Origin of the sequence: Synechococcus sp. ATX 2A4, assembly GCF_024346375.1 — a bacterium.
In the GTDB taxonomy this organism is placed as follows: domain Bacteria; phylum Cyanobacteriota; class Cyanobacteriia; order PCC-6307; family Cyanobiaceae; genus MW101C3.
Window position 1 is genome coordinate 193,337 of the sequence record NZ_JAGQCV010000004.1, and the last position, 23,847, is coordinate 217,183.

Annotated in this window: 25 protein-coding genes and 1 tRNA gene; 16 read left to right on the forward strand and 10 right to left on the reverse strand. The window is 67.9% G+C overall.

What is annotated here, in order from left to right; all coding sequences use genetic code 11:
- Nucleotides 1-22 precede the first annotated feature (22 nt).
- Nucleotides 23-232: a hypothetical protein gene (locus KBY97_RS05520; protein WP_255145667.1), complete on the forward strand. Its 210-nt coding sequence runs from the start codon at nucleotides 23-25 to the stop codon at nucleotides 230-232.
- On the opposite strand, the gene folP is transcribed toward KBY97_RS05520, so the two are convergent.
- Genes folP through KBY97_RS05535 form a run of 3 tightly spaced genes read right to left on the reverse strand, consistent with a single transcriptional unit; the run spans nucleotide 216 to nucleotide 1,923 of the window.
- A complete protein-coding gene (gene folP / locus KBY97_RS05525; protein ID WP_255145668.1) occupies nucleotides 216-1,082 on the reverse strand; it encodes a dihydropteroate synthase in 867 nt (288 codons plus the stop codon). The two genes, KBY97_RS05520 and folP, sit on opposite strands and share 17 nt — an antisense overlap.
- A gap of 8 nt (nucleotides 1,083-1,090) precedes the next feature.
- A complete protein-coding gene (locus KBY97_RS05530; RefSeq protein ID WP_255145669.1) occupies nucleotides 1,091-1,729 on the reverse strand; it encodes a methyltransferase domain-containing protein in 639 nt (212 codons plus the stop codon).
- Nucleotides 1,726-1,923 (reverse strand): hypothetical protein, encoded by a 198-nt coding sequence (locus tag KBY97_RS05535; protein ID WP_255145670.1) that lies wholly within the window; start codon nucleotides 1,921-1,923, stop codon nucleotides 1,726-1,728. The genes KBY97_RS05530 and KBY97_RS05535 overlap by 4 nt, the downstream gene beginning before the upstream one ends.
- 547 nt (nucleotides 1,924-2,470) lie before the next feature.
- On the opposite strand from KBY97_RS05535, the gene KBY97_RS05540 reads away from it, so the two are divergent.
- A complete protein-coding gene (locus KBY97_RS05540) occupies nucleotides 2,471-2,746 on the forward strand; it encodes a DUF3136 domain-containing protein (protein ID WP_255145671.1) in 276 nt (91 codons plus the stop codon).
- Nucleotides 2,747-2,900: 154 nt separating this feature from the next.
- Here the strand turns inward: KBY97_RS05540 and tpiA are convergent, their stop codons facing one another.
- Both tpiA and KBY97_RS05550 read right to left on the reverse strand, forming a co-directional pair.
- Nucleotides 2,901-3,641: a triose-phosphate isomerase gene (gene tpiA, locus KBY97_RS05545; protein WP_255145672.1), complete on the reverse strand. Its 741-nt coding sequence runs from the start codon at nucleotides 3,639-3,641 to the stop codon at nucleotides 2,901-2,903.
- Nucleotides 3,642-3,670: 29 nt separating this feature from the next.
- A complete protein-coding gene (locus KBY97_RS05550; protein ID WP_255145673.1) occupies nucleotides 3,671-3,856 on the reverse strand; it encodes an RNA-binding S4 domain-containing protein in 186 nt (61 codons plus the stop codon).
- Nucleotides 3,857-3,894: 38 nt separating this feature from the next.
- Between KBY97_RS05550 and KBY97_RS05555 the strand changes: the two genes are divergently transcribed.
- The 3 genes from KBY97_RS05555 to KBY97_RS05565 all read left to right on the forward strand — a co-directional run bounded on the left by KBY97_RS05555 (nucleotide 3,895) and on the right by KBY97_RS05565 (nucleotide 6,322).
- Nucleotides 3,895-5,634 carry an ABC transporter ATP-binding protein gene (locus KBY97_RS05555; RefSeq protein WP_255145674.1) on the forward strand — a complete coding sequence of 580 codons (1,740 nt, stop codon included), beginning with the start codon at nucleotides 3,895-3,897 and terminating at the stop codon, nucleotides 5,632-5,634.
- A gap of 131 nt (nucleotides 5,635-5,765) precedes the next feature.
- A complete protein-coding gene (locus KBY97_RS05560) occupies nucleotides 5,766-6,065 on the forward strand; it encodes a hypothetical protein (RefSeq protein ID WP_255145675.1) in 300 nt (99 codons plus the stop codon).
- A 26-nt stretch (nucleotides 6,066-6,091) separates the two neighbouring features.
- The gene (locus KBY97_RS05565) at nucleotides 6,092-6,322 is read left to right on the forward strand and encodes a DUF6447 family protein (protein WP_255145676.1); all 231 of its coding nucleotides are present in this window, start codon (nucleotides 6,092-6,094) and stop codon (nucleotides 6,320-6,322) included.
- Nucleotides 6,323-6,436: 114 nt separating this feature from the next.
- Here the strand turns inward: KBY97_RS05565 and KBY97_RS05570 are convergent, their stop codons facing one another.
- Both KBY97_RS05570 and carB read right to left on the reverse strand, forming a co-directional pair.
- Entirely contained in the window at nucleotides 6,437-7,150 is a 714-nt protein-coding gene (locus tag KBY97_RS05570; protein ID WP_255145677.1) for a DUF3386 domain-containing protein, read from the reverse strand.
- A 31-nt stretch (nucleotides 7,151-7,181) separates the two neighbouring features.
- A complete protein-coding gene (gene carB, locus KBY97_RS05575; protein WP_255145678.1) occupies nucleotides 7,182-10,487 on the reverse strand; it encodes a carbamoyl-phosphate synthase large subunit in 3,306 nt (1,101 codons plus the stop codon).
- Nucleotides 10,488-10,601: 114 nt separating this feature from the next.
- Between carB and KBY97_RS05580 the strand changes: the two genes are divergently transcribed.
- From KBY97_RS05580 to KBY97_RS05605, 6 genes are all read left to right on the forward strand, one after another.
- Nucleotides 10,602-11,237: a DUF3318 domain-containing protein gene (locus KBY97_RS05580; protein ID WP_255145679.1), complete on the forward strand. Its 636-nt coding sequence runs from the start codon at nucleotides 10,602-10,604 to the stop codon at nucleotides 11,235-11,237.
- On the forward strand, nucleotides 11,230-11,598 hold the full coding sequence (gene rsfS, locus KBY97_RS05585; protein ID WP_255145680.1) for a ribosome silencing factor: 369 nt from the start codon (nucleotides 11,230-11,232) through the stop codon (nucleotides 11,596-11,598). The genes KBY97_RS05580 and rsfS overlap by 8 nt, the downstream gene beginning before the upstream one ends.
- Nucleotides 11,599-11,614: 16 nt before the next feature.
- Nucleotides 11,615-12,118, forward strand: a complete 504-nt coding sequence (locus tag KBY97_RS05590) for a CGLD27 family protein (protein ID WP_255145681.1) — start codon at nucleotides 11,615-11,617, stop codon at nucleotides 12,116-12,118.
- 41 nt (nucleotides 12,119-12,159) lie between these two features.
- The gene (locus KBY97_RS05595; protein WP_255145682.1) at nucleotides 12,160-13,143 is read left to right on the forward strand and encodes an asparaginase; all 984 of its coding nucleotides are present in this window, start codon (nucleotides 12,160-12,162) and stop codon (nucleotides 13,141-13,143) included.
- 138 nt (nucleotides 13,144-13,281) lie between these two features.
- Nucleotides 13,282-13,358, forward strand: a tRNA-Met gene (locus KBY97_RS05600).
- A gap of 129 nt (nucleotides 13,359-13,487) precedes the next feature.
- Nucleotides 13,488-15,170: a GMC oxidoreductase gene (locus KBY97_RS05605; RefSeq protein WP_255145683.1), complete on the forward strand. Its 1,683-nt coding sequence runs from the start codon at nucleotides 13,488-13,490 to the stop codon at nucleotides 15,168-15,170.
- Between the two features lie 423 nt (nucleotides 15,171-15,593).
- Here the strand turns inward: KBY97_RS05605 and KBY97_RS05610 are convergent, their stop codons facing one another.
- Together KBY97_RS05610 and KBY97_RS05615 are read right to left on the reverse strand one after the other, a co-directional pair.
- Complete coding sequence (locus tag KBY97_RS05610; RefSeq protein WP_255145737.1) at nucleotides 15,594-15,887, reverse strand: DUF2811 domain-containing protein; 294 nt, start codon at nucleotides 15,885-15,887, stop codon at nucleotides 15,594-15,596.
- A gap of 358 nt (nucleotides 15,888-16,245) precedes the next feature.
- Nucleotides 16,246-17,436, reverse strand: a complete 1,191-nt coding sequence (locus KBY97_RS05615) for a sirohydrochlorin chelatase (RefSeq protein ID WP_255145684.1) — start codon at nucleotides 17,434-17,436, stop codon at nucleotides 16,246-16,248.
- A gap of 86 nt (nucleotides 17,437-17,522) precedes the next feature.
- On the opposite strand from KBY97_RS05615, the gene KBY97_RS05620 reads away from it, so the two are divergent.
- The gene (locus tag KBY97_RS05620; protein ID WP_255145685.1) at nucleotides 17,523-17,864 is read left to right on the forward strand and encodes a SemiSWEET family sugar transporter; all 342 of its coding nucleotides are present in this window, start codon (nucleotides 17,523-17,525) and stop codon (nucleotides 17,862-17,864) included.
- On the opposite strand, the gene KBY97_RS05625 is transcribed toward KBY97_RS05620, so the two are convergent.
- Nucleotides 17,779-19,887 (reverse strand): HDIG domain-containing metalloprotein, encoded by a 2,109-nt coding sequence (locus KBY97_RS05625; RefSeq protein WP_255145686.1) that lies wholly within the window; start codon nucleotides 19,885-19,887, stop codon nucleotides 17,779-17,781. The genes KBY97_RS05620 and KBY97_RS05625 overlap by 86 nt on opposite strands.
- A gap of 62 nt (nucleotides 19,888-19,949) precedes the next feature.
- Here KBY97_RS05625 and folD point away from each other — a divergent pair, with 62 nt between their 5' ends.
- From folD to KBY97_RS05645, 4 genes are read left to right on the forward strand one after another with little or no spacing between them, the layout of a single operon-like run.
- A complete protein-coding gene (folD, locus tag KBY97_RS05630) occupies nucleotides 19,950-20,891 on the forward strand; it encodes a bifunctional methylenetetrahydrofolate dehydrogenase/methenyltetrahydrofolate cyclohydrolase FolD (RefSeq protein WP_255145687.1) in 942 nt (313 codons plus the stop codon).
- A 52-nt stretch (nucleotides 20,892-20,943) separates the two neighbouring features.
- Nucleotides 20,944-21,846 (forward strand): geranylgeranyl diphosphate synthase CrtE, encoded by a 903-nt coding sequence (gene crtE / locus KBY97_RS05635; protein ID WP_255145688.1) that lies wholly within the window; start codon nucleotides 20,944-20,946, stop codon nucleotides 21,844-21,846.
- Nucleotides 21,843-22,361: a divergent PAP2 family protein gene (locus tag KBY97_RS05640; protein WP_255145689.1), complete on the forward strand. Its 519-nt coding sequence runs from the start codon at nucleotides 21,843-21,845 to the stop codon at nucleotides 22,359-22,361. Before crtE ends, KBY97_RS05640 begins: the two co-directional genes overlap by 4 nt.
- Entirely contained in the window at nucleotides 22,358-23,839 is a 1,482-nt protein-coding gene (locus tag KBY97_RS05645) for an AAA family ATPase (protein ID WP_255145690.1), read from the forward strand. The genes KBY97_RS05640 and KBY97_RS05645 overlap by 4 nt, the downstream gene beginning before the upstream one ends.
- Nucleotides 23,840-23,847: the final 8 nt, after the last annotated feature.

Consider the following 23,847-nt stretch of genomic DNA (forward strand, 5'->3'; position numbering starts at 1 on the left):
TCACCCCATCGTGGGCCCTCCGATGACTCCAACCCTCAAAGGCGTGGCTTACGTGAGCGTGTGGGTGCTGCTCTGGGGCACGGCATCTTCTCTGGCCGATTTCGTGCTGCTCGAGCGCGGTGCCTACGACGCCGGCACGGTGGCTCAGGCCATCACGTTCGGCTCGTATGGCATTGCGGCAGTGGTGTTGGCCGTGCGCTTATCCGGCCGGTTTCTCACCCCGCCTGACTGAGCGGGTGCGGTCTCAACACCGCGTCTGCCATGCGCGCGGTCTGGGCGATCGGGCCCACATCATGCACGCGCAGCAGATCAGCTCCCTGGCTGATCGCCAGTGCACTCACCGCGGCGGTTCCCCAGAGCCGCCCCTGCGGCCGCGGTTCATCCAGCACGGCGCCGATGAAGCGTTTGCGTGAAGGCCCCACCAGCAGGGGGAAGCCTTCGCTGCGCAACTGGGCCAGTTCGCGCAGCAAGGTGAGGTTGTGCTCGGTGGTCTTCGCGAAGCCCAGGCCCGGATCCCAGATCACCTGTGATGTGTTCACCCCGGCGGCCAACGCACGATCCGTGGCCTGCAGCAGCTCCTCGCGTACCTCGGCCGTCACAGCGCCGTAAGAGGCGAGCCGGTCCATGGTGCGGCTGTTGCCGCGGCTGTGCATCAACACGTAGGGGCAGCCGGCCGCCGCCACCACCTTCAGCAGCTCCGGCTCTCGACGCCCCCCGCTCACATCGTTGACCCAGTGGGCACCGGCGGCCAGGGCCGCCTCAGCCACCGCCGCCCTAAAGGTGTCGATCGACAGCAGCGGCCCATGGCCAGCAGGGAAGGCGGCATGGATCAGCGCCAGCACCGGCAGCACCCGCGCGATCTCTTCGATGGCGCTGATCTCGACAGCTCCGGGGCGCGTGCTCTGGCCGCCGAGGTCGAGCAGATCGGCGCCCGCCGCCGCCATGCGCCTGGCCCGGCGCAGCGCCGCTTCGGGCGTTGGATAACGCCCGCCGTCGCTGAAGGAATCGGGGGTGAGGTTGAGCACCCCCATCACGTACGTGCGCGCTCCCCAGGCCAGGGATGGCGCCGAGGAGGTTGTCATGGCTGTGCTCATCGCCGCCAGAAGCCCAGCCATTCATCGTTTCGCGGCTCACCGTTGCGACCGCTGGCGGAACCCACTGCCGCTTCCCAGCAGGCCATGGTGAAGCCCGCCTGCTCGAACTGCCGGGCCAGGGTGCTGGCCTCAGCGCCGTAGGGCGGCCCGCCCGGGCGTGGATGGCACCAAAACAGACCCAGCAACCAGCCCCCGGGCGCCAGCAGCTCCCGCACCGTGGTGAGGTAAGCGCTCCGCTGGGCAGGATCAATGGCGCAGAAGCAGGTGTGCTCCAGCACCCCTTGAACGCTGCCTGCCGTGAGCCCTGTGGCGCCGAGTGCCACAGGATCGAACAGGTCGGCGTGCAGCCATTGAAGCTCTGGGCCGCTGCCGTGCAACCGCTGGGCCTCCGCCAGCGCCTCTGCGCTGAAGTCAAGGCCGAGCGCGGCAAAGCCGCCGGCGGCGAGCAGGGCCGCTTCATGGCCGCGCCCGCAGCCAGGCACCAGCACCCGCCCTGGGGGCTCAGGAGCCAGTGGGTGGTGTTGCAGAAACGACCGCAGGGGGGGTGCCGGCTCGCCCAGCTCCCACGCATCGGTTCCCTCGCGGTAGCGATGGTCCCAGGCGCTGGCGCCCTGCAGCGGCTCAGGTGTGTTCATGGCTCGGATTGCTCCAGTAGGGAATCGATCCGATTGGCGAGCTGCAGGCAGCGATCCATCTCTTCCCACAACAACTCCCGGCGCACGGCATCCACCGCGTAGGAGCGATGGTGCAGGTCGCGGCCCTGGTAGCGGAGAGCATCACGGATCCGTTGCCATTCATCAGCACGGAGGGGAAAAGGGAGGGTGTGCATGGTTTCGAACATCATGCTTCTGGTTGGGGGAGGGGCAGCGGTCTGCTGAGGAATTCTGTGTAGCGAACTTGCGTGGATGCAGCTGAGGTTGTGAGCCCCATCGCCGTGGCTTGCTGTGTGACGTGAGTATTTCTGCCTGCGTGCTTCACATGTCGTGACGTGCATCATGAAGCTTGATGTCGGCTCCCCTTGGCGGTCGCAACAGTCCCTGCATCGCCGTAGGGTCGTGCTGGGAGCAGAACTGTTCGTCTTAGCCATTTCCCAGATGTTGGCGTTCCTCTCTCACCATGTCCGTCACAAACATGCTCTGCTCCCATGGCAGGGTTGAATGGCTGCAGTGGCCCGTGGAGGGAAATGGCGCTTGGGAGCTTGTCCTTGCGGCATGGCCTCCGGAAGGAATCTTTCCCACCGGAGATTTTCAAGGGGCATGGCCACGTGGTGGCGAGCGGTTAGAGAGAGGCTATCCAGCTACAACACGCTGGATGGCAGGCGGTAGGTCTTTTTTCTCATCCACGCCAGCTGGCGTGAATCCCCAGGAGTTCACAACATGACCGAAGCACGCGCGGCCAATCTCACCGTTGGCGAACTCGAGGCGAATTATCATCTCTACTGCAAGGCGCTCCGCATTCTAGTGAGAGAGGGTAAATCTCTCGTCAAGATTCAAAGAACCGTCTGCTGGGATCGGCTCGAAACCATCTTTCATTGCTATCCCTCCCGTTATAAATCGCCCGATTATCTCTACGTGCTGCTGAAGCGGGAGTATGGCGATCTCCCGAATGCAGGTCCGCTGAGCACCACCGGCTCAGCCGCTCCAAGTACTTGAAGAGGGCGCCAGCAGCACCGCTGCTTTTGTCTGTTGAACTGCTGGAGCTCTGAGGTTTTCAGAATGGTCTGCAGAACCAAGTGCCAAATGATCGGATCCCCCCGATTGGCCTAGGGGGGCTGGACCACACCTGTTCAGTGGGTGAGACCGGCCCTCAGATCGTCACCGGTACGCGGTACTGGGCAATGCGGGCGAAGCTGATCGGGTCGAGCGAGGCGCCCCCCACCAGCACGCCGTCGATGTCGCTCTGGGCCATCAGCTGGTCGATGTTGTCGGCCTTCACCGAGCCGCCGTACTGGATCACCACATCCTGGTAGCCCACCCAGCTGCGGATCAGGCCGCAGATGCGGTTGGCCTCAGCGGCGTCGCAGGTCTTGCCGGTGCCGATCGCCCAGATCGGTTCGTAGGCCACCACCATGCGGCTCGGATCGAGGTCCTCCAGGCTCTGCTCCACCTGGCGGCGGATCACCCGCTCGGTTTCGCGTGAACTGCGCTGGATGTCGGTTTCGCCCACACACACGATCGGGATCAGGTCGGCCGCCTGGGCACTGAGGGCCCGACGATTGATCTGCTCATCGCTCTCGGAGTGGTATTTGCGGGGCTCGCTGTGGCCCACGATCGCGTAGGACACACCATGCTCCTTGAGCATGTCCGCAGAGATAGAGCCTGTGTAGGCGCCGCCGTTGTCCCAATGGACGTTCTGGCTGGAGAGCTTGATGTCGCTCCCTGCCAGGGCTTCGCTCAGCGCGGCGATGGCAGTGAAGGGCGGCGCCAGCACCACCACGCGATCGTCGGGAAGATCGGCCATCTGTGGCACGAAACTCTCGGCGTAGGCCCGCGCCTCTGCGCAGGTCATGTGCATTTTCCAGTTGCCTGCAATCACCGCCTTGCGCACCGCCTTCTCTCGCTGAGGTGCCCAACAACCTAGGCCGAAGGCGGTACCTCCATCTCGATGCCCTGCCATTCGACCCGGTCGCCCGCCTGCAGCTGCCGGCCGCGGCGCAGCTCGACGGTGCCGTTCACCCGCACCTCGCCGTTCTGCACCCTCAACTTCGCTTCACCGCCGGTGGCCATCACGCCCTGCCATTTGAGGAATTGGTCAAGCCGCACCCAGGGAGGCGCCGAAAGGGCGCTGATAAGGTTCGCCGATGCTCGCACCCCCACCAGCCGGTTTTCGCGGGCTGCTGCCGCTGCTCGGGCCCCATCGCCGCAATCTGATCGCCGGCGGGGTCTGCATGGTGATCTTTGTGGCCTGCTGGCCCCTGCTCGCCTGGTTGGCCGGCCAGCTGATCCCCGCCATCGGCGCCGGTGATTTTCCAGCGGTGCTCCGGGCGATCGGCCTGGCCCTGTTGGTGTTTCTGGTGCAGAAGCTGGCCCAGTTCGGCCAGGACACCCTGCTGGCCTCCCCGGCCCTGCAGGTGGGCCAGGCGCTGCGCAGCCAGCTGTTCGCCCGCCTGCAGCGTCTGGAGTTCGCCTCCCTGGAGAAACTCTCCGCCGGTGATCTCACCTACCGCCTCACCGAAGACGCCGACCGGGTGGCCGAGGTGATCTACAAAACGATTCAGGACACCACCCCCAGCCTGCTCCAGCTGATCGTGGTGTTCGGCTACATGGTCTTCCTCGATTGGAAGCTGTCGCTGGCCACCATGCTGCTGGCGCCCCTGGTGGCTGTGCTGGTGAGCGCCTTCGGGGCGCGGGTGATGGGGGCGGCCGAACGCAGTCAGAAGCAGGTGAGCGAACTGGCCGGCCTGCTGGGAGAAGCGATCGGCGGCTTGCCCCTGGTGCGCGCCTTTGCTGCCGAGGCCTGGTTGCAGCAGCGCTTTGAGCAGGAGATCGATCTGCACCGCCGTGCCCGCTACCGCACCATGCGCCTGCTGGCGCTGCAGCATCCGGTGGTGGGCTTCATCGAAGCGGCTGGCATCCTCTCGGTGCTGCTGATCGGCGCCTCGCGGATTCAGGCGGGCGGCCTCACCAGCCAGGGCTTCAGCAGCTATGTGGCGGCCCTGCTGATGCTGATCGATCCGATCTCCCACCTCACCACCAACTACAACGAATTGCAGCAGGGCCAGGCCTCGCTCAAGCGGTTGCGGGCGATCGAGCAGGAGCCGATCGAACCCCCCGACGATGCCGGCGCCCTGCCCCTGGGCCCGGTGCGCGGCGAGGTGCGTCTGGAGGGTGTCTGGTTCGGCTACGACCCGAAGCGGCCCGTGCTGCAGGGCCTTGAGCTTTGCGCGGCGCCCGGGCAGCTGGTGGCGCTGGTGGGGCCTTCCGGCGCCGGCAAGAGCACATTGTTTTCCCTGTTGCTGCGTTTCAACACAGCCCAGCGCGGGCGGGTGCTGCTCGATGGCCAGGATCTGGCCCGGCTGCGCTCCGGTGACCTGCGCCGTGCGGTGGCCCTGGTGCCCCAGCAGAGCAGTGTGTTCTCAGGGACAGTGGCCGAGGCGATCCGTTTCGGCCGCGACGCCTCTGAGGCCCAGGTGTGCCAGGCCGCCGCCCTGGCCAATGCGGCCGGCTTCATTGAGGCCCTGCCCAACGGCTACGACGCCCGCATCGAGGAGCGGGGCAGCAATTTCTCCGGCGGTCAGCTGCAGCGGCTGGCCATCGCCCGGGCGGTGCTGGGAGATCCGGCGGTGCTGCTGCTCGACGAAGCCACCAGTGCCCTGGATGCGGAGGCAGAGGAGGCGGTGCAGCAGGGCCTGCGCCAGGCGATGGCCGGCCGCACCGTGCTGGTGATCGCCCACCGCCTGGCCACGGTTCAGGAGGCCGATCACATCCTGGTGCTCGAGTCCGGCAGCATCGTCGAGTCGGGCAGCCATGATCAGCTGATGGCCCGGGGCGGGCGCTACCGCGAGCTGTGCCAGCGACAGCTCATCCGCGTGGCGGCCTGAGCAGGCCTACCGGCTCGTTGGGCTCAGGCCCTGCCAGCCGCTTCGCTGGCCTTCCTTCCCGTTTCCCGTTGGCCTAGCTCCCGCCTGGCTTCCCGCCCCACCGCTGCTCGCCCCCCCTCGCACCACCGGCCATGACCGATCTGCCTCTCTGGGAATACCGGGTGATCCACATCAACCTGGAGAGTGGCAACCCTCCAGATCCCCCCAGCGCGGAAGCCGCCAGCGAGCGGCTGCGGGGTGCCTTGAGCCCAGAATTCATCGCCAGCGAGTTTCCGGAGTTCTACGGCGCCCCCCCACCGCCACGCCATCCAGCCGGACAGCTGCAGTTCTTCCTCAACCTGCTGGGCGCGGAAGGGTGGGAGATGGTGGAAGCCTCGCAGGTGGGGCCCCTGCTCATGTTTTTTTTCAAGCGGCGGCGCCAGCCGGCCTAAATTGGGCGATCCACTCCGTGCTGGCTTTGACAGACGCCGCTTCCAACCCGCCCGTGCTCACCTTCGAAGGCAAGCGCTACGACCTCAACACGCTGCCCGATGACCTCAAGGAACTGGTGCGCGGCATGCAGGTGGCAGACAACCAGCTCCGCCTGCACGAAGACACCCTGAAGGTGCTGGCCGTGGGGCGCCAGTCGATGGCCCATCAGCTCAACGAGCGCCTCAAGACCATCCCGCCCCTGCCGGAACCGTTCTGAGCCTGCCGCACTCCAGGCCGCTGGGCCTAGAGCCCGGACAGTGGCGGGCTCGGCCCCGTTTCGTCGAGGCCCGGTCGATGCGAGGCCAGTGGGCGCGATGACCCGCCGATGCGATCAGAGCGGTTGCAGGTCTTCGAAGCGGAAGCGTTGCTCGCCCGCACCGGCGGCCTCGCCACTCTCTTCTTCACCGCTGCCAGCCTCGCCATTGCCGGCATCGGTGGCAATCACGCGCTCGCTCAGCACCCAGGGTCCGGTGCCGGCCAGCGGCACGAAGGTGTCGGTGAAGTGGCTGGTGCCGCCGCGGGCGTCGCCGGTGGCCGGGTCGCTGTAGGCACTGCTGTAGCGGCGGCTCAGGTAGCCAGTGCCGGTGTCGGTGGTTTCCAGCGTGAAGATCGTCACCACCGTGCCGTGGATGTGGCGGTGCACCATCGTCACCACGTCGTCCTTGATGCGGTAGCGGTCGCCGCTGCCCTTGCCGCCCACGATCACCTCGAGGCCCACCGCATCGGTGTCGCCGGCGGAGAAGGTGTTGGCGCTGTGGGTCTGCTCAAAGGTGCGGCGAACCCGGTGGATGCACACCTCCCAGAGCTGGGAGGCCATGGCCTTGGTGATCTCGGCGTCGTCGATCCCCTCGACGCTGGCCTTGAGGTCGGCGCCCACCACGAAGCGGCCTTCCTCCCGCCGGTTGCCCTGCTCCCAGACGCAGCGCCCTTTGTAACCGCCGAAACCGGGTTCCCAGGTGTAGCGGTTCTCGTAGGCGGCGCGGAACAGGGGGGTGATGTCGGTGCCGGGAGCCACGACAGAGCTGGGGGGAGCGGTGGTGGTCAACGGTTTCGGGCTGGGTCCTTCACCGTAGCGATCAGCGGCCGGACGGGGTGTGGATGTCCTGCAGGGCGGCCACGGTGAGCTCCTGACTCTGCAGGGTGGCGATCGCCTCCACCGCCGCGCGTGCGCCCGCCAGGGTGGTGACCGTGGGCACCGCGTAGTCGAGGGCAGCGCGGCGCAGGTACCTGTCGTCGTGGGCGGCCTGCCGGCCGATCGGGGTGTTGATGATCAGCTGGATGCGGTCCGAGCGGATGGCGTCCTCCACGTTCGGGCGCCCTTCATGCACCTTGAGGATGGCTTCCACCTCCAGGCCGTGGGAGCGCAGCACCAAGGCTGTGCCGGTGGTGGCGATCAGGCGAAAGCCCAGCGCGGCCAGGTTGCGGGCCACCGGCACCAGCGCCGCCTTGTCGCGGTCGTGGGTGGAGAGGAACACCATGCCCGTGGTGGGCAACGCTTCGCCGGCAGCCAGTTCCGCCTTGGCATAGGCCATGCCGAAATCGGCGCCGCTGCCCATCACCTCTCCGGTGGAGCGCATCTCCGGTCCGAGCAGGGTGTCGGCACCGGGGAAGCGCTTGAAGGGCAGCACCGCCTCCTTCACGTTCTGCAGCGGCGGCTGGGGCTCGGCAGTGAGCCCCAGCTTCGCCAGGGTGCGCCCCGCCATCAGGCGGCTGGCGATCTTGGCCAGCGGCACGCCGGTGGCCTTGGCCACGAAGGGCACCGTGCGGGAGGCGCGCGGGTTGGCCTCAATGATGAACACCTGCTCCCGCTGCACGGCGAACTGCAGGTTGATCAGCCCTGTGACTTCCAGGGCCAGGGCCAGCTCCCGGGTCCATCGGCGGATCGTGGCCAGGGCCTCGGCCCCCAGCGACACCGCCGGCAGGCAGCAGGCCGAATCGCCGGAGTGAATGCCGGCCGGCTCGATGTGCTCCATCAGTCCGCCGATCACCACCCGCCCCTCGCGGTCGGCCAGGGCGTCCACGTCCACCTCGATCGCGTCTTCCAGATACTGGTCGATCAGCACCGGGTGGTCGGGCTCCACCTGCACCGCCTCCACCATGTAGCGGTTGAGCTCCTCTTCATCGAACACCACTTCCATCGCCCGGCCGCCGAGCACGTAGCTGGGCCGGACCACCACGGGATAGCCCACCCGGGCGGCGACGGCGCGGGCCTCCGCTTCGCTGCGGGCCAGGCCATTGCGCGGTTGGCGGATGTCGAGGCGCCGCAGGATCGCCTCGAACTGCTCGCGGTCTTCGGCGCTGTCGATCGATTCCGGTGACGTGCCCCAGAGGCGGGTGCCGGTGGCCAGACCCGTCGGCGTGGCCAGCCAGCGCAGCAGCGGCAGGGCCAGCTTCAGCGGTGTCTGGCCGCCGAACTGCACGATCACCCCTTCGGGCTTCTCGGCCTCGATCACGTTCAGCACGTCTTCGAGGGTGAGCGGCTCGAAGTAGAGGCGGTCGGAGGTGTCGTAGTCGGTGGAGACCGTTTCCGGGTTGCTGTTGATCATGACTGTGGCCAGGCCTTCCTCCTGCAGGGCGAAGGAGGCATGGCAGCAGCAGTAGTCGAACTCGATGCCCTGCCCGATGCGGTTCGGCCCGCCGCCCAGGATCATCACCTTGCGGCGGCTTTCGGGCTGCACCTCGTCCTGCGGCGGCAGCGTCACCAGGCTGCCGTCGGCGGCCAGCTGCTCCAGCGGCCGTTCGTAGGTGGCGTAGTGGTAAGGGGTGGAGGAGGCGAATTCGGCGGCGCAGGTGTCCACGGTCTTGAACACCGCGTTGACCCCCAGGGCCTGGCGCCGGCGCCGCACACCCAGCTCATCGCTGCCGGTGGCCCAGGCGATCTGGCGATCGGAGAAGCCCAGCTGTTTGAGCGTCAGCAGCGCGTCGCTGGTCAGGTCGTGGAGCGCGTGCCCCTGCAGCAGGGCCTGCTCGGCGCTGAGGATGCCGCGCAACTTGGCCAGGAACCAGGGGTCGATCGCGCTGAGCGCGTGGATGTCGGCGTCGCTGCGGCCGGCCACCATGGCGGCGCGCACCGCGAGGATCCGCTCCGGCGCAGGGGTGCGCAGCTGGCGTTCCAGGTCGCTGGGTTCCACCTCGGCGTCAGGGCGGTCGCAGCCCCAGCCGGCATGACCGGTTTCCAGCGAGCGCAGGGCCTTCTGGAACGATTCTTCGAAACAACGGCCGATTGCCATCGCCTCCCCCACCGATTTCATCGAGGTGGTGAGCACGGCCGGAGAGCCACGGAATTTCTCGAAGGCGAAGCGGGGGATCTTGGTGACCACGTAATCGATCGTGGGCTCGAAACAGGCCGGTGTGGCCCCGGTGATGTCGTTGAGGATTTCGTCGAGGGTGTAACCCACCGCCAGGCGGGCGGCGATCTTGGCGATTGGGAAACCGGTGGCCTTGCTGGCCAGCGCGGAGGAACGGCTCACCCGCGGGTTCATCTCGATCACCACCACATCGCCATTGGCCGGGTTGATCGCGAACTGGATGTTGCTGCCGCCGGTTTCCACGCCGATTTCGCGGATGATCGCGATCGACTGGTCGCGCAGCCGCTGGTACTCGCGGTCGGTGAGGGTCTGGGCGGGGGCCACCGTGATCGAGTCGCCGGTGTGCACCCCCATCGGGTCGAGGTTCTCGATGCTGCAGACGATCACCACGTTGTCGGCCAGATCGCGCATCACCTCCAGCTCGAACTCCTTCCAGCCGATCAAGGAGCGCTCAATCAGGATCTGGGAGACCGGGCTGGCCTCCAGGCCGCTCTTGCAGAAGGCGCGGAACTCCTCGGGGTTGTAGGCGATGCCGCCACCGGAGCCGCCGAGGGTGAAGGCGGGCCGGATGATGCGTGGATAACCGCCCACCTCCTCGCCCACCCGTTCGGCCTCGGCGAGCGAGCTGGCGATGCCGGACGGGCACACCGCCACGCCGATGCGTTCCATCGCCTGTTTGAACAGGAGGCGGTCTTCCGCTTTCTTGATCGCGGCCAGGTTGGCGCCGATCAGCTCAACGCCGTAGCGCTCCAGGGTGCCGTCTTCCGCCAGCGCCACCGCCAGGTTGAGGGCGGTCTGGCCGCCCATGGTGGGCAGCAGGGCATCGGGGCGTTCGATGGCGATCACCCGCGCCACCACTTCAGGGGTGAGCGGCTCGATGTAGGTGCGATCCGCCATCTCCGGATCGGTCATAATCGACGCCGGATTGGAATTGATCAGCACCACCTCGAAGCCCTCGGCCCGCAGGGCCTTGCAGGCCTGGGTGCCGGAATAATCGAATTCGCAGGCCTGGCCGATCACGATCGGCCCGGAGCCCAGCAGCAGGATGCGGCGCAGATCCGTGCGGCGGGGCATGGGCGGTGGTCGAAGCCAAACGCGCTCAGCCTCTCACGCCCACTGCCCGCCCCGCAGGCGTCCGGGGCGTGTGTCCTCGCTAACGTGGCGGTTTCCTATCCATTGTTCGGTGCGATGAGCGAACTCCAGCGCCTCAAGGGGCTGCTTCCTCCGGAGATGCAGAGCTGGGTGTTCGTGGAAGCCGCCGCGTCCGCCGATCCGCCCCTGGTCACGATCGAGGAGATCGGCCGCGATGAGGTGGAGATCCAGGTGGATCTCGAAACCTGGGACCAGCTGGCCCTCGACCACCGCAACCTGCTGTTCTGGCATGAGGTGGGCCGCATCCAGAACGATGCTGTGCCACGCGACGGCTGGGAGATGGCAGCCCTGGCCATCGGGCTTGGCGGCGCCATCGGCGAGCTGTGGGTGCAGGACGGTCTGTTGCTGATGATGGCGCTGGGGTTGTCGGGTTTCGCCGGCTACCGGCTCTACCTCAAGAACAACTCCGAAAAGCGTCTGCAGGATGCGATCGCCGCCGATGAGCGGGCCATCGCCCTGGCCACCCGTTTCGGCTACACCCTGCCCAATGCCTATAAGAGCCTGGGTGGTGCCCTGAAGGAGCTGGTCGAGCAGACCCGCAAGAAGAAGAAGCGCGCCTTCTACGAAGATCGCCTGGAGGCCCTGCGCAAGAGTGCGGCCACTGCGCGCGCCGAAATGGCTCAGCAACAAGGCAGCCGCCAGTCCGTCACCAGCGAGAACGTCTATGGATAGTGATCGCCTCACCAGGCTCGCCGCCGAGGCCTGCGACGACCGCAAGGCCGTGGACATTCGTCTGATCCGGGTCGATGAGGTGTCCTCCCTGGCCGACTGGTTCGTGATCTGCTCAGGTCTCTCTGATGTGCAGGTGCGGGCCATCGCCCGCTCGGTCGAAGACCGTCTGCTCACCGAGGCGGGTCGCCTGCCGTTGCGCAAGGAAGGTCAGAACGAAGGGCGCTGGGTGCTGCTCGATTACGGCGAGCTGATCGTGCATGCGTTCACCCCCAGCGAACGTCGCTATTACGACCTCGAAGCGTTCTGGGGACACGGCGAACAGGTGCCCTTCCTAAGCTCCGAGGAGTCTGTTTCCCTCTGATCGTTCGGCGGTTTCCATGGCTCAGGTCTCCCCCCTTTCGACCTGTCCGGTGCCCGTTGAACAGCAGCCTCTGGAGGAATACCGCCAGTTGCTGGCCTCCTGGTTTTTCGCCTGGCCGGTGCAAAGCTCCCGATCCCTGTTGAAGCCGTTGGCGATCAGCTGGCTGCTGGCGCTGCCGCTGTGTCTGCTGATCGCCTATGGCAGCTGGCCGCTCCGCCACGCGCCCCTACGGCTGGTGCTGGCGGCGGCGGTGGCGGCGGTGCTGCCCTCGCTGCTGCTGCTCACCCGCCAGTGGCTGGGCTGGAGCTACGTGAACCGGCGCCTCACCTCCGAGCGGGTCGAGTACGAGGAATCCGGCTGGTACGACGGCCAGGTGTGGGAGAAGCCGCTGTCCTGGCGCCAGCAGGATCTGCTGGTGGCCCGCCATGAAGTGCGGCCCGTGCTCGAGCGGCTGCGGCAGGGCCTGCTCCTGGCCGCTGCGGTGCTGCTGGGAGGAACCGGGCTCTGCCAGGCTCTTTGAACCTTGGCCCCGGTCGTTCGCGGGGCCCCGAACTCCCTGCGATGTCCCTGTCCTCCAGTTTCGGCTCCTCCCAGCGGCCCGGCGTGCCCCCCCTGGAGGTGCGGCTGCTGCGTGCCGGCATCACCGAGTCGGTGCATCGCGTCCACGCCGTCGTCTGCGACAAGCGCGGCCGGGTGCTGATGCGCGCCGGAGATCCCCAGCAGCTCAGTTTCATGCGCTCGGCGCTGAAGCCGTTCCAGGCCCAGGCGTATGTGAGCAGCGGTGCCGCCGACCTGGCCGGTGCCGACAGCCGGAGCCTGGCGATCGCCTGCGCCTCCCATGCCGGCACGCCGGCCCATGCCCGTGAAGCGTTCAAGATCCTCTGGAACGCGGATCTCGAAACCGACCAGCTGCAGTGCCCGCCGCCGCGGACTGACGCCAGCCCGTTGGAGCACAACTGTTCGGGCAAGCACGCTGCCTTTCTGGCCACCTGCCGCCGCATGAACTGGGCGCTGGATACCTACCTCCAGCCCGATCACCCGCTGCAGCAGCAGGTGTTCAAGGGGGTGGGAGAACTGCTGGGCCTGCCTGGGGCCGAGCTGGTCACGGCCCGCGACGACTGCGGTGCCCCCACCCTGCAGATCCAGCTGGCGCAGATGGCGTTGCTGTTCGCCCACCTGGGCGGTTCGGAACAGCCCGATCTGGAGCGGCTGAGCCGGGCGATGCTGGCCCATCCGGAGCTGGTGGCAGGCGAAGGTCGCTTCGACACCGAGCTGATGCGCCGGGGCCATGGCCTGGTGGTGAGCAAGGGAGGCGCCGAGGGCATCCAGTGCCTCGCCCGCATGGGCGAGGGGCTGGGGGTGGCGATCAAGGTGGAGGACGGCGCCAGCCGCGCCAAACACGCGGTGACGCTGCACCTGCTGCGGCAGCTCGACTGGCTGACGGCGCTCACCCTCGAAGAGCTCGAGGATCAGTTCCTCGCCCCCGGCCCGGGCCTGCGGCTGGAGGTCAGCGGCGAGCTGCGTTTCGACGCCATGGCCCGCTGAAGCTGGCCCGCTGAAGCTCGCGGGCTGTTGAGCTGTCTGGTGGATTCGCGGCCACCAGCACCAGCACGATTTCTCGCAGCGCCCAAGACCCCGCCCATTGCCGGAAGGCACCCCCGGCTTGTAGTGTGTCAAAGGCGACGCGGGGTAGAGCAGTCTGGTAGCTCGTCGGGCTCATAACCCGAAGGTCAGGAGTTCAAATCTCCTCCCCGCCACCATTTTTCATTCGCCGGTTGCCGATGTGCAGCCGGTTTTTTTATGGGCAGATGGCGGCCCCTCAGGCGCCGTCTCGGCGGCAGGCCGCCGCCGCTTAAGGTCGCCACGCCACGCCCGTTGCTGGCCTGCCGATGACGCTCGCCGAGCCCGAACCCCTGGTTGATGCGGTGGTGGTGGGATCCGGCGCCACCGGCGGTGTGGCTGCCATGGTGCTGGCGAGTGCCGGCCTGAAGGTGCTGGTGCTGGATGCCGGGCCCGCGCTCAGTGCCCGCCAGGCCTTTGGCAGTGAGCCGCTGAACAGCCTCAAGCGGGTGGCCAACATCAGCAGCGGCCGCCAGTGGCAACAGGTGCAGCATCCGGGCTATTGGAAGGCCAACCCGGACCTGTACGTCGATGAGCGGCAGAACCCCTACAGCACGCCCCCCGATCGCCCTTTCCTCTGGAGCCGGGGGCGTCAGGTGGGCGGCAAAAGCCTCACCTGGGGCGGCATTACCCTGCGCCTCTCCGACCACGAGTTCAAGGCGGGCGAGCGGGATGGCCATGGCCCGTCCTGGCCGATTTGCCACGCCGACCTGGCCCCTTACTACAGCCGACTCGAGCGCTTCCACGGCGTGCATGGCCACCGCGACGGCCTGCCCCAACTGCCGGATGGGGAGTTTCAGCCGCCGCTGCCATTCACGCCGGCGGAGCGCCACCTCCAGCAGGCCATCGGCCGGGAGCTGGATCTGCCGTTGATCCACTCCCGTGGATTCGCGCTGCACCGCCCCGGCAGCGGCCCCTGGCCCCGCTCCTGCTCCCAGGGGGGAGCACTGGCCCAGGCCCTGGCCACCGGCCGGGTGACGCTGCGCCCTGGCGCGGTGGTGAGCCATGTGGAGCTCGACCGCACGTGCCGCCGCGCCGAGGCGGTGGTGTTCGTGGAGCGGGCCAGCGGTTCCCGGCAGCGGGTGCAGGCCCAGCTGGTGGTGCTCTGCGCCTCCACGCTGGAATCGGTGCGGATCCTGCTCCACTCCACAGAGGCGCATCAGCCCAATGGGCTGGCGGACCCCTCCGGCAGTCTGGGCCGCCATCTGATGGATCACGTCTCCAGTTGCCGCTTCTTCGCGCTGCCCGATCAGCCGGCCCTGGCCGGCCCCAGTGAACTGTCCGGGGCGGGCAGTGCCTTCATTCCCAACACCGTGAATCTCGGCGATGGGGCCCAGCCTGTGCCCTTCCGCCGCGGCTACGGCATCTGGGCTGGCGTGCAGCGCTTTGATCCGCCAGCTCCGTTCAAGCGGCGCCCCGCTGAGGCGGTCGGCTTTCTGATCGGCCAGGGGGAAGTGCTGCCCCAGGCCCACAACCGACTCACCCTATCGGGCACCGCCACCGATGCCTGGGGCCTGCCGGCCCCCCACATCGATGTGCACTGGGGCGAGAACGAAACGCAACTGGTGGCCCACATGCAGGCGCGCATGGCGGCGGTGGTGGCGGCCGCCGGTGGGCGCATCCGGCCGTTGGAGGACCTGTTTCTGTTTCCGCTCGCCGAGCCGCTGCTGCGACTCGGGGTGGCGTTGTCAGCGGAGGCGGCGCCGCCCGGCTACTTCATCCATGAACTGGGCGGAGCCCGCATGGCGGCCGGTCCGGACAGCGGGGTGGTGGACCCTTGGAACCGTTGCTGGCAGGCCCCCAATCTGCTGGTCACCGATGGGGCCTGCTGGCCCAGTGCCGGCTGGCAGAGCCCAACGCTCACGGAGATGGCGATCACCTGGCGAGCCTGCGCCCATGCCGCCCACAGGTTGCGCACCGGCCCGATCGATGGGGCTGTGAGCGCCTCCTGACCGGACCACGCGGGCGGTGTCAACGACCACAAAAGCAATCAGGGGCCTCCTGCACAATTTGCGAGCGACCTTTAACCGGGTCGGGCAAGGGAGATTCCAAAGCGGGGGCCTTCGGGCTTCCGCTTTTTTGTTGGTGGCTTGCGAACCAGCAGGCTGCTTCTGGGCAGCAGTTAACGACGCCTTGTTCGTTGTCGGCGCGTAGGGCTTGCGCCGTTGATGGCGGCGTTCAAAGAAATGGAGTCCGGAAGATGCGCGCTCACAGATCAACCATGCGCGTTTGAAACCATGCGCCTTTGAAATCACGTGCCAGAACAATCACGTGGCTGAAAAGCGCGTGAACGAAAAGCGCGTGCTTGGGAGACATTCTTCGGACCGGGCGGCCTGATTGATGCCCTCCGGTGCTGCCTGCTTCCCTGCTTCCCCTCAGATCAGACGGCCTTCGCGCGGCTGGCTGCGCATGAACAGGCCGTTGAGGTAATGCTGGGTCACGCATCCGTCTGTGCAGCCGTTCTGGAACAGAAAGCTGGCCAGGGCCGAACTGACCAGCTGGTACTGGTCCCAGTGGGGATGGCTGCGGATGAAGTCGCGCATGCCGTCGAACAGCAATTCAGGGATCTCCGCCTCCAGGCTCACGCGGCCCTCTGCAGCCACCCCGGTCTCACCAAGATGGGCCTCGCTCCGCCCGGTGCCGCTGGCGGCCTCGCTGCTGCTGCCCATGCCGTTGCGTCCCTGGCCTGTGGTCCTGTTCAGCGCGTCGCTCAATGCCGTGACTCTTCGGTTCAGCCCACATAGCCACAGCGACGGCAGGCCCGTCAAAGCGGGGCGCCTGGGTGAAACCCAAGCCGGCTCGCCTTGAGAAAGTCAGCTGCGATGCCCCTTCATCGACGGTCATCAGCAAGCGGTCTGGCGGGTGAAGCCACTGAGATCGTTTGTCAAGAAGGCTGCCGGGAAACCCGCGTAATCCCCAGATTCAAGGGCTTGAAAGGCCTTCCCCCAGCCTCGCCTGTGGAAAAACCCTGCCCGTTCTGGGGAAAACCATGGGCACCTGGGGAAATCCCCGAAACATCAGCAGGGCTTATGCCCCGTGGATCTCTTGAGTCGCGGGGGTCGGCGAGACGGTTGGGTCTGCGTTGGCGGGGGGTGTGACCGCCAGGCTGCGCGGCCCGAGCGGGTGGTCGGCGTGGGGGTAGCGGGTGTGGGTGTGCGCGTGGTTGTGGCTATGGGCGGGGCCGTGCGTGTGGCTGTGGTCGGGCCCGCGGCCCACCAGGGGGATCGGCACCCCATCGGGCTGGCAGGCGCCGGTGCATTCCCGCTCGCACAACGTGCAGGATTCGATTAACCCCTCCACATGGTGATGGTGGCTCCGTTGCGGATCGCCCACCTCCGTCTCGAAGCCCAGCACCTGGGCCCGGTATTTGCAGAGCGAACAGTTCATCTGGGTGTCCCCACGCACCACTTCTTCCACACGCTCATGGAAGGTGTCGATCACCAGTGGATGGTCACCGAGATAAGGGGCATGCACGAATTCCACCGCGGGATGATCAGCCGCCACACGCTCGCTGTGCAACCGGATGCGGCTCACAAGCACACCGGAAAACAGAAAGTAGGGGAAAACCACGATGCGGCGAAAGCCCAGCTTCACCACATGGCGCAGGCCTGGTTCCACCAGCGGAAAGGTGACGCCGGAGTAGAGGGTTTCGCCCCAGCCGAACCCGAAGCCTTCCACCAGCATGCGGGTCACCTTGCTGACGTTGGAATTGGCGTCGGGATCGGAGGAACCGCGCCCCACCACCACCAGCAGGGTGTCGTGCAAGGGCACCGCTGGCCCGCCGCCGGCTGCAGCGGCCGCATCGGCCTGCTGCAACGCGCTGCGGATCCGGGCGCCGGCAGCTTCGATCATCTTGCGATCGACACCCAGCTCGCGGCCGTAATCAATCCGCAGGCCGGATTCGGCCGCATAGGTGTTGAGAACGGAGGGAATGTCGTTCTTGGCGTGACCGGCGGCAAACAGCATTCCCGGCACGGCCAGCACATGCTCAACCCCCTGCTGGCGCAGTCGGTCGAGGCCGTCGCGCAGGATCGGCCGGGCGAACTCCAGGTAGCCGTAGGCCACTGGCAGGTGGGGCAGGCGCTGCTGCAGCCCGATGGCGAGTTGGGCGAATTCTTCAACGGCCAGACGGTTGCGGCTGCCATGGCCGCACACCATCACACCGAGCTTGCCGTTGGCAGAGGCTCCCGCCAGAAGTTGCGCTGGAAGAGAAGCCATCACAAGACCGATCTGCTGGGACCCTATCGCTCCTCCCTCCCTGCGGCGCCGCCGCCATGCTGAGGCAGTTGCTCCAGCCCGCTCTGATGACCACCACCTCCACCACCTTGCTGGGGTACGGCGCGGCGGCGCTCACCACCTTGAGTTTTTTCCCCCAGGCGATCAAGACCCTGCGCAGTGGCGACACCAGTGGCATCTCCCTGCGGATGTACACGCTGTTCACCGCAGGGATCTGCTGTTGGTTGCTCTACGGCCTGATCACCCGCGACGGACCGCTGATCGCCGCCAATGCCATCACCCTGTTGCCGGCTTCGGTGGTGCTGGAACGCAAGCTCCAGTCCCTCAGGCGCTGTAAGCCTTCCGGGCGGGGATCGGGTAAGGAATTCGTCGGTGACGCATCCGCTTCCACACCCGCACGAACGCCCTGATCACCAGCTCCAGCTCACCCCGGCTCAGGCCACTGTCCTTGAGCTGGCCATCGCTGTGGCGCGCTTCGATGATCCGGCGCACCATGGCGGAGGCTTCCTGCTCGGACGTGCCGGGAGGAAGCGAGCGAAGGGCGGCCTCGCAACCATCGGCCAGCATGAGAATCCCCGTTTCGCGGCTCTGGGGTGTGGGCCCTTGGTAGCGGAAGCGCTGCTCGGGCACGTCGGGATCCCGCTCCCGGGCCTGATAGAAGAAGTAGCCCATCTTCAAAGTCCCCTGATGTTCGGGGATGAAATCGGCCAGCGGCCGCGGCAGCCGGTATTTGCGGGCCAGCTTGAGCCCCTCGTCCACATGGGCCTGCAGGATCGCGGCGCTGGCAAAGGGGTCGTTAAGGATTTCGTGGGGGTTGGTGCCCTCCGATTGGTTCTCGATGAACCACTGCGGTGCATGCAACTTGCCGACGTCGTGATACATGGCGCCGGTGCGGATCAGGTCGACGTCCGCCTGGATCGCCCGGGCGCCTTCCTCGGCCAGCCCGCAGATCATCAAGGTGTGCTCGAAGGTGCCCGGTGCTTCCATCGACAGCCGCCGCAACAGGGGCCGTTCCAGGTCGGCCAGCTCCAGCAGCCGGGCACGGGTGAGCAGGCCGAAGAAGCTTTCCACCAGTGGCCCCAGCAGCAGGCCGCCCATCAACAGGCCGCCCATCAGCAGCGCCTCTCCGGCCAGCTCACTGCCGCTCGGTGTCACCCGCATGGCGCCGGGCAGCTTGTAAGACACCTGCAGCACCAGCCACTGCAAGACCAACGCCCCGAGCGGCAGCACCAGCGCCAGCTGCACCAGCTGGGCGCGGCTGCGCTGGCGGCCTGCCAGCACAGCTGCCACCACAGCCACCAAGGCAGCCACCAGCAGCCGCTGCTCGTTGAAGCCGTCGAGGGGTTGGGGCCACAACAGGCTGGCCACTGCCAGCCAGGCCAGGCCCGCCCCCGTGCCCAGGCCCTGGGCCAGCAGCAGCGTCGGGGGCACCAGCAGCGCCAGTGGGCTGGCGGTATTGCCGAGCCACAGCTTGCAGCCCTGCACCACCAGCAGGGTTCCCAGGGCCAGCAGGGCATGGCGGGGCTCCAGGCTCGCCCGCCAGCGCCGCAGCAGCAGCACCATGAGCGCGCTGCCGGCGAAGGCCTCGGCGGCATGGCCCAGCCAGGCCCGCAGCAGGGGCCGCCGGTTCACCATGCCGAAGTAATCGAGCACGTCGTAGGCCTGGGGGCTGATCGGTTCCCCCTGGCGGGTGATCAGTTCTCCCTTCTCCACGGTGATGCGCGGAATGCCCTGCTGGGTCAGCAGTTCCTCGATCAATCCCTGGGTGAGACCGGCATCGGTGCGCAGGTTGGAGCGGCCCTGCAGATTCACCGCCAGCAGCCGGCTGCCCAGGCCCAGGCCAGGTTCCGCCAGCGGCGCGAGCTGCAGGGCGGCGGCGGCCTGTAGCTGGCTTTTGGCAATGCTGCTGACGATGCCCTGGCTGAGCATGCGGCGCTGAGCCACCCGCAGCGCCTGCTGCCACTGCGCCAGCTGCTGGGGTGTGAGGTTGACCAGCCAGGCCTGCTCCACCGGGTTCAAATTGAGCGGCCCGACCCGGTTCTGGGGCGAAGCCGCCACCAGCTCCAGCTCCCGCAGTTTCCGCTCCAGGCGTTGCTGAAGCTCCTGGTCGGCCTGCGCATCCACCACCTGCACGTGGGTGCGGCTGCCCAGTTGGAAGCGCCGCTGCTCCAGGGCGTCGCTGTCCACCACGGTGGCGGCCTCCGGCGCCCGGGTGCTCTGCGGGGCCGGGATTCCCGGCCTCAGACTGGGCTCCACCAGCCAGGGCCAGCTCGATAGCCCCGCCACAAGCACGCACACCAGAGCCACGGCCAGCCAGTCGCGGCGGCGCCACGGGCAGAGCGCCTGGCAGGGCGATTCCTGCCGGAGCCATCGCTGCCAGAGCCTCTGGATGCGCCGACGCAGCAGCACACTCTTCACCACCGGAATGGTCAAGCTAGCGAGAACGTCAATCGCGGTCTGGCGGCATGCTGGGCCTTGAAGCGTTAATGGTGGCCATGGCGGAGCTCCTTGATGGGCGTCTACTGGCAAAAGACGTGGAAGACCGGCTCCAGCAGGTGGTGGCTGCAGGCCTGGAGCGGGCCGGACGCCCGCCAGGACTGGCCGTGCTGCGCGTCGGTGATGACCCGGCCAGTGGTGTCTACGTGGCCAACAAGGAGAAGGCCTCGGCCCGGGTGGGCATCGCCAGCCACGGCGCCCACCTGCCGGCCGGCAGCAGCGCCGCCACGGTGCTCGCCGAGATCCAACGCCTCAATGCCGATCCCGCCGTGGACGGGATCCTGCTGCAGTTGCCCCTGCCGGCGGGGCTGGCGGAAGGCCCGCTCCTCAATGCGATCGACCCGGGCAAGGATGCTGATGGCCTGCACCCCTGCAATCTTGGCCGCCTGCTGAAGGGGGAACCTGGACCGCGCAGCTGCACCCCCGCGGGCGTGATGGCCCTGCTGGCGCGCGCGCGCGTGCCGCTGGAGGGGGCCCGCGCCGTGGTGGTGGGGCGCAGCATCCTGGTGGGACAGCCGATGGCGCTGATGCTGCAGGCCGCCAATGCCACCGTTACCGTGGCCCACTCCCGCAGCCGCGATCTGGCGGCGCTGTGCCGCGAGGCGGACGTGCTGGTGGTGGCGGCCGGTCGGCCGCGGCTGATCGGCGCCGAGCACGTGAAACCCGGAGCGGTGGTGGTGGATGTGGGCATCCACCGGTTGCCGCCATCAGCAGCCGACGGGCCCAGCGGCCGCGGCGGGCTCTGCGGCGATGTGCGCTTCGAAGAGGTGGAGCCGCTGGTGGCGGCGATCACGCCGGTGCCCGGCGGCGTGGGCCCCATGACCGTGACGATGCTGTTGGTGAACACGGTGGCCAGCTGGCGGGCGGCCTTCGCTCCACCGGTTGCCGGCGCTGGCGGTGAGCCTGCGGCGGCAGATCCGCTCGCCGATCTGTTGCCTTAGAGGCCCGCCGGCGCCATGGCCTGAGAGAATCCGCCTCAGTGCGCTGGTATCCATGGCCGTGGCGGTGAGCACGGAGTTCGATTTCGCGGCCTACCTCGAGGCGTCCCGCCAGCGGGTGGAGTTGGCCCTTGATGCCGCCCTCGGTCCGGAGCGGCCCGAATCGTTGCGGGAGGCGATGCGCTATTCCCTGCTGGCGGGGGGCAAGCGGCTGCGGCCGATCCTCTGCCTGGCGAGCTGCGAACTGGCGGGTGGCACCAGCGCCCTGGCGCTGCCAACAGCGGTGGCGCTGGAGATGATCCACACCATGTCGCTGATCCATGACGACCTGCCCGCCATGGACAACGACGACCTGCGCCGTGGACGCCCCACCAACCACAAGGTGTTCGGCGAGGCCAACGCCATCCTTGCCGGCGACGCCCTGCTGACCCGCGCCTTCGAAATGGTGGCGCTGCGCAGCCCGGGCGTGGCACCGGAACGGCTGCTGCGCGTACTGGGTGAACTGTCGCTGGCGGCCGGCGCGCCGGGGCTGGTGGGCGGCCAGGTGGTGGATCTGGAATCCGAGGGCCGCCAGGTTGATCTCGACACGCTCGAATACATCCACCTGCACAAGACCGGCGCCCTGCTGCAGGCCAGTGTGCTCACCGGTGCCCTGATCGCCGGCGCGCAAGACGACCTGCTGGCCGCCCTGCGCACCTACTCCCGCGGCATCGGCCTGGCCTTCCAGATCATTGACGACATCCTGGATCTCACCGCCAGCAGCGCGGTGCTGGGCAAGACGGCCGGCAAGGATCTGGCCGCCGACAAGACCACCTATCCAAAGCTGCTGGGGCTGGAGGAATCGCGTCGCCGCGCCGATGCGCTGGTGCGAGAGTCCAAGGAGGCGCTTCAGCCCTGGTTGGCCCAGGCCGGCCCGCTGGTGGCCCTGGCCGACTACATCACCAGTCGCGATCGATGATCGCTGTCCTCTCCGGAACTCCTCCCCTGTTTCAATTGCTCGGCAATGGTGTGCTCGCCTGGGCGCTGATCGCCTGCGGTCTGGCGCAATTCTCGAAGTTGCTGATCGAACTGGTGGAGCACCGGCGCTGGCGCCCGGCGGTGCTGTTTGAAACCGGTGGCATGCCCTCGAGCCACGCCGCCCTGGTCACGGGTGCGGCGGCAGGCATCGGCTGGCAGCAGGGTTTCGATGATCCGTTGTTCGCTTTTGCCGCCACGATCGCCTTTGTGGTGATGTACGACGCCAGCGGCGTGCGCCGGGCCGCCGGGCTCCAGGCCGGTGCGATCAATGCCCTGCCGCCCGCCACCTGGCAGAACACTGCGCCAGCCAAGCCGCTGAAGGAAAATCTCGGCCACACGCGCCTGGAGGTGCTCGCCGGCAGCCTGCTCGGTCCGGCCATCGCCCTCACTGGTCTGGCTGTTGCGGGTTCGCCGCTGCAGATCGCCCAGAGCTGGGGCTGGTTGCCGCTGGCTTGAGCCTTCCTTCCGCTGATCCCCAAGCCTTCACGCCAGGTCAGCGCCAGGCGGTCAAGGCGTTCGTGGCCTGGCTGGAGGCCCCGGCCGACGGTCGGCCTTTCGTGCTGAGCGGCTATGCCGGCACCGGCAAGACGTACCTCTCGATGGCCTTTCTGGCGGAGGTGGAGCGGCGGGATCTCTGCTGGACCGTGGTGGCCCCCACCCACAAGGCGGTGGGTGTGCTGCGCCACTACCTGGAGCTCAGCGGCCTGCGGCCCACCTGGTTTCCCTCCACCCTGCACCGGCTGCTGCGGCTGAAGCTGCGCCGCGATGGCGGCCGCGAAATCTGCGAGGAAACCGAGCAGACGGCGGTGGCGCTGGAGCCGCTGGCCCTGGTGCTGATCGACGAGGCCTCAATGGTGGACAGCACCCTGCTGCAGATCGCCCTGCGCTGCGCCCATCCCTACGGCACCCGGCTGGTGTTCGTGGGTGACCCCGCCCAGCTGCCGCCCGTGGGGGAGCCGCTCAGCCCGGTGTTCGATCTGCAGCGGGCGGAGCTGGCCCGGCTCGAGCAGGTGGTGCGCCACCAGGGCCCGGTGCTGCGCCTGGCCACCGGCCTGCGGGAGGAGCGGCTGCCCTGCCGGTTGCCGCCCCAGTTGCCGGCCATCCGGCGTGCCGACGGCATGGTGGCCCTGCTGGAGCGCTCCGCCTGGCTGGCGGCGGCCCAGCAGGCCCTGCGCCGCGCCGCCGAGGGGGACAACCCCGACCAGGCCCGCATCCTCTGCTACACGAACCGCAGCCTTGAGCAGCTGGTGCCTCTCGCCCGGCGCGCCATCCACGGCGAGATGGCCGACCAGCTGCCGGTGTTGCCCGGTGAGGTGTTGATCACGCGCATGGCGGTGATGGCCCCCGCCTGCCGGGAGGGGGCGGAGGGGGGTGAGGAACCGGACATGGTGCTGGCTTCGAACCGAGAGCTGGTGGTGCGGGATGTGAAGCCCGAGCGCTGCGATCTGGCGGAATTCGGCCTGGCGGGTCGCGATGTGCTGGAGCTGTTCGATGGGCTGGTCGCGCCGGTGATTGACACCCAACTGGTGACCGTGCAGCAGCCGGACGGGGACCTGTCGCTGCGGTTGCTGCCGCCGGCCGGCACACCGGCCCGGCGGCAGCTGGAAGGGGTGTTGGCGCAGCTGCGGCTGCAGGCCAGGGCGCTGGGCAAGAAGGACGCCCGCCCCCTCTGGCGCCGCTACTTTCTGGTGCGGGATGCCTTCGCCTCCCTGGCGCCGGCGGCCGTGCTCACGGTGCACCGCAGCCAGGGCAGCAGCTTCGGTGAGGTGTTCATCGCTGACGATGTGTTCTGGCCCTCCGACCGGCAGCTGCGCCGGCAGCTGGTGTATGTGGCGGTCAGCCGGGCACGCACAGCCGTGTGGATGGTGGCCGGGGCGGGCTCCAGTGCGGATCGCGACTGCTGGAGCCGCTGGCTGGCAGATGGCGAAGCCTGAGCCCTGCG

Bases quoted from the DNA above. Each gene is read 5' to 3' on its own strand.
- KBY97_RS05590 (WP_255145681.1), top strand. From the start codon at position 11,615: ATGGCTCAGGTCTCCCCCCTTTCGACCTGTCCGGTGCCCGTTGAACAG.
- folP (WP_255145668.1), bottom strand. From the start codon at position 1,082: ATGACAACCTCCTCGGCGCCATCCCTGGCCTGGGGAGCGCGCACGTAC.
- KBY97_RS05610 (WP_255145737.1), bottom strand. From the start codon at position 15,887: ATGGGCAGCAGCAGCGAGGCCGCCAGCGGCACCGGGCGGAGCGAGGCC.
- KBY97_RS05520 (WP_255145667.1), top strand. From the start codon at position 23: ATGACTCCAACCCTCAAAGGCGTGGCTTACGTGAGCGTGTGGGTGCTG.
- KBY97_RS05615 (WP_255145684.1), bottom strand. From the start codon at position 17,436: ATGGCTTCTCTTCCAGCGCAACTTCTGGCGGGAGCCTCTGCCAACGGC.
- KBY97_RS05530 (WP_255145669.1), bottom strand. From the start codon at position 1,729: ATGAACACACCTGAGCCGCTGCAGGGCGCCAGCGCCTGGGACCATCGC.
- KBY97_RS05595 (WP_255145682.1), top strand. From the start codon at position 12,160: ATGTCCCTGTCCTCCAGTTTCGGCTCCTCCCAGCGGCCCGGCGTGCCC.
- KBY97_RS05580 (WP_255145679.1), top strand. From the start codon at position 10,602: ATGAGCGAACTCCAGCGCCTCAAGGGGCTGCTTCCTCCGGAGATGCAG.
- carB (WP_255145678.1), bottom strand. From the start codon at position 10,487: ATGCCCCGCCGCACGGATCTGCGCCGCATCCTGCTGCTGGGCTCCGGG.
- crtE (WP_255145688.1), top strand. From the start codon at position 20,944: ATGGCCGTGGCGGTGAGCACGGAGTTCGATTTCGCGGCCTACCTCGAG.
- folD (WP_255145687.1), top strand. From the start codon at position 19,950: ATGGCGGAGCTCCTTGATGGGCGTCTACTGGCAAAAGACGTGGAAGAC.
- KBY97_RS05555 (WP_255145674.1), top strand. From the start codon at position 3,895: ATGCTCGCACCCCCACCAGCCGGTTTTCGCGGGCTGCTGCCGCTGCTC.
- KBY97_RS05560 (WP_255145675.1), top strand. From the start codon at position 5,766: ATGACCGATCTGCCTCTCTGGGAATACCGGGTGATCCACATCAACCTG.
- KBY97_RS05535 (WP_255145670.1), bottom strand. From the start codon at position 1,923: ATGCACACCCTCCCTTTTCCCCTCCGTGCTGATGAATGGCAACGGATC.
- KBY97_RS05620 (WP_255145685.1), top strand. From the start codon at position 17,523: ATGACCACCACCTCCACCACCTTGCTGGGGTACGGCGCGGCGGCGCTC.
- KBY97_RS05640 (WP_255145689.1), top strand. From the start codon at position 21,843: ATGATCGCTGTCCTCTCCGGAACTCCTCCCCTGTTTCAATTGCTCGGC.
- KBY97_RS05540 (WP_255145671.1), top strand. From the start codon at position 2,471: ATGACCGAAGCACGCGCGGCCAATCTCACCGTTGGCGAACTCGAGGCG.
- KBY97_RS05605 (WP_255145683.1), top strand. From the start codon at position 13,488: ATGACGCTCGCCGAGCCCGAACCCCTGGTTGATGCGGTGGTGGTGGGA.
- rsfS (WP_255145680.1), top strand. From the start codon at position 11,230: ATGGATAGTGATCGCCTCACCAGGCTCGCCGCCGAGGCCTGCGACGAC.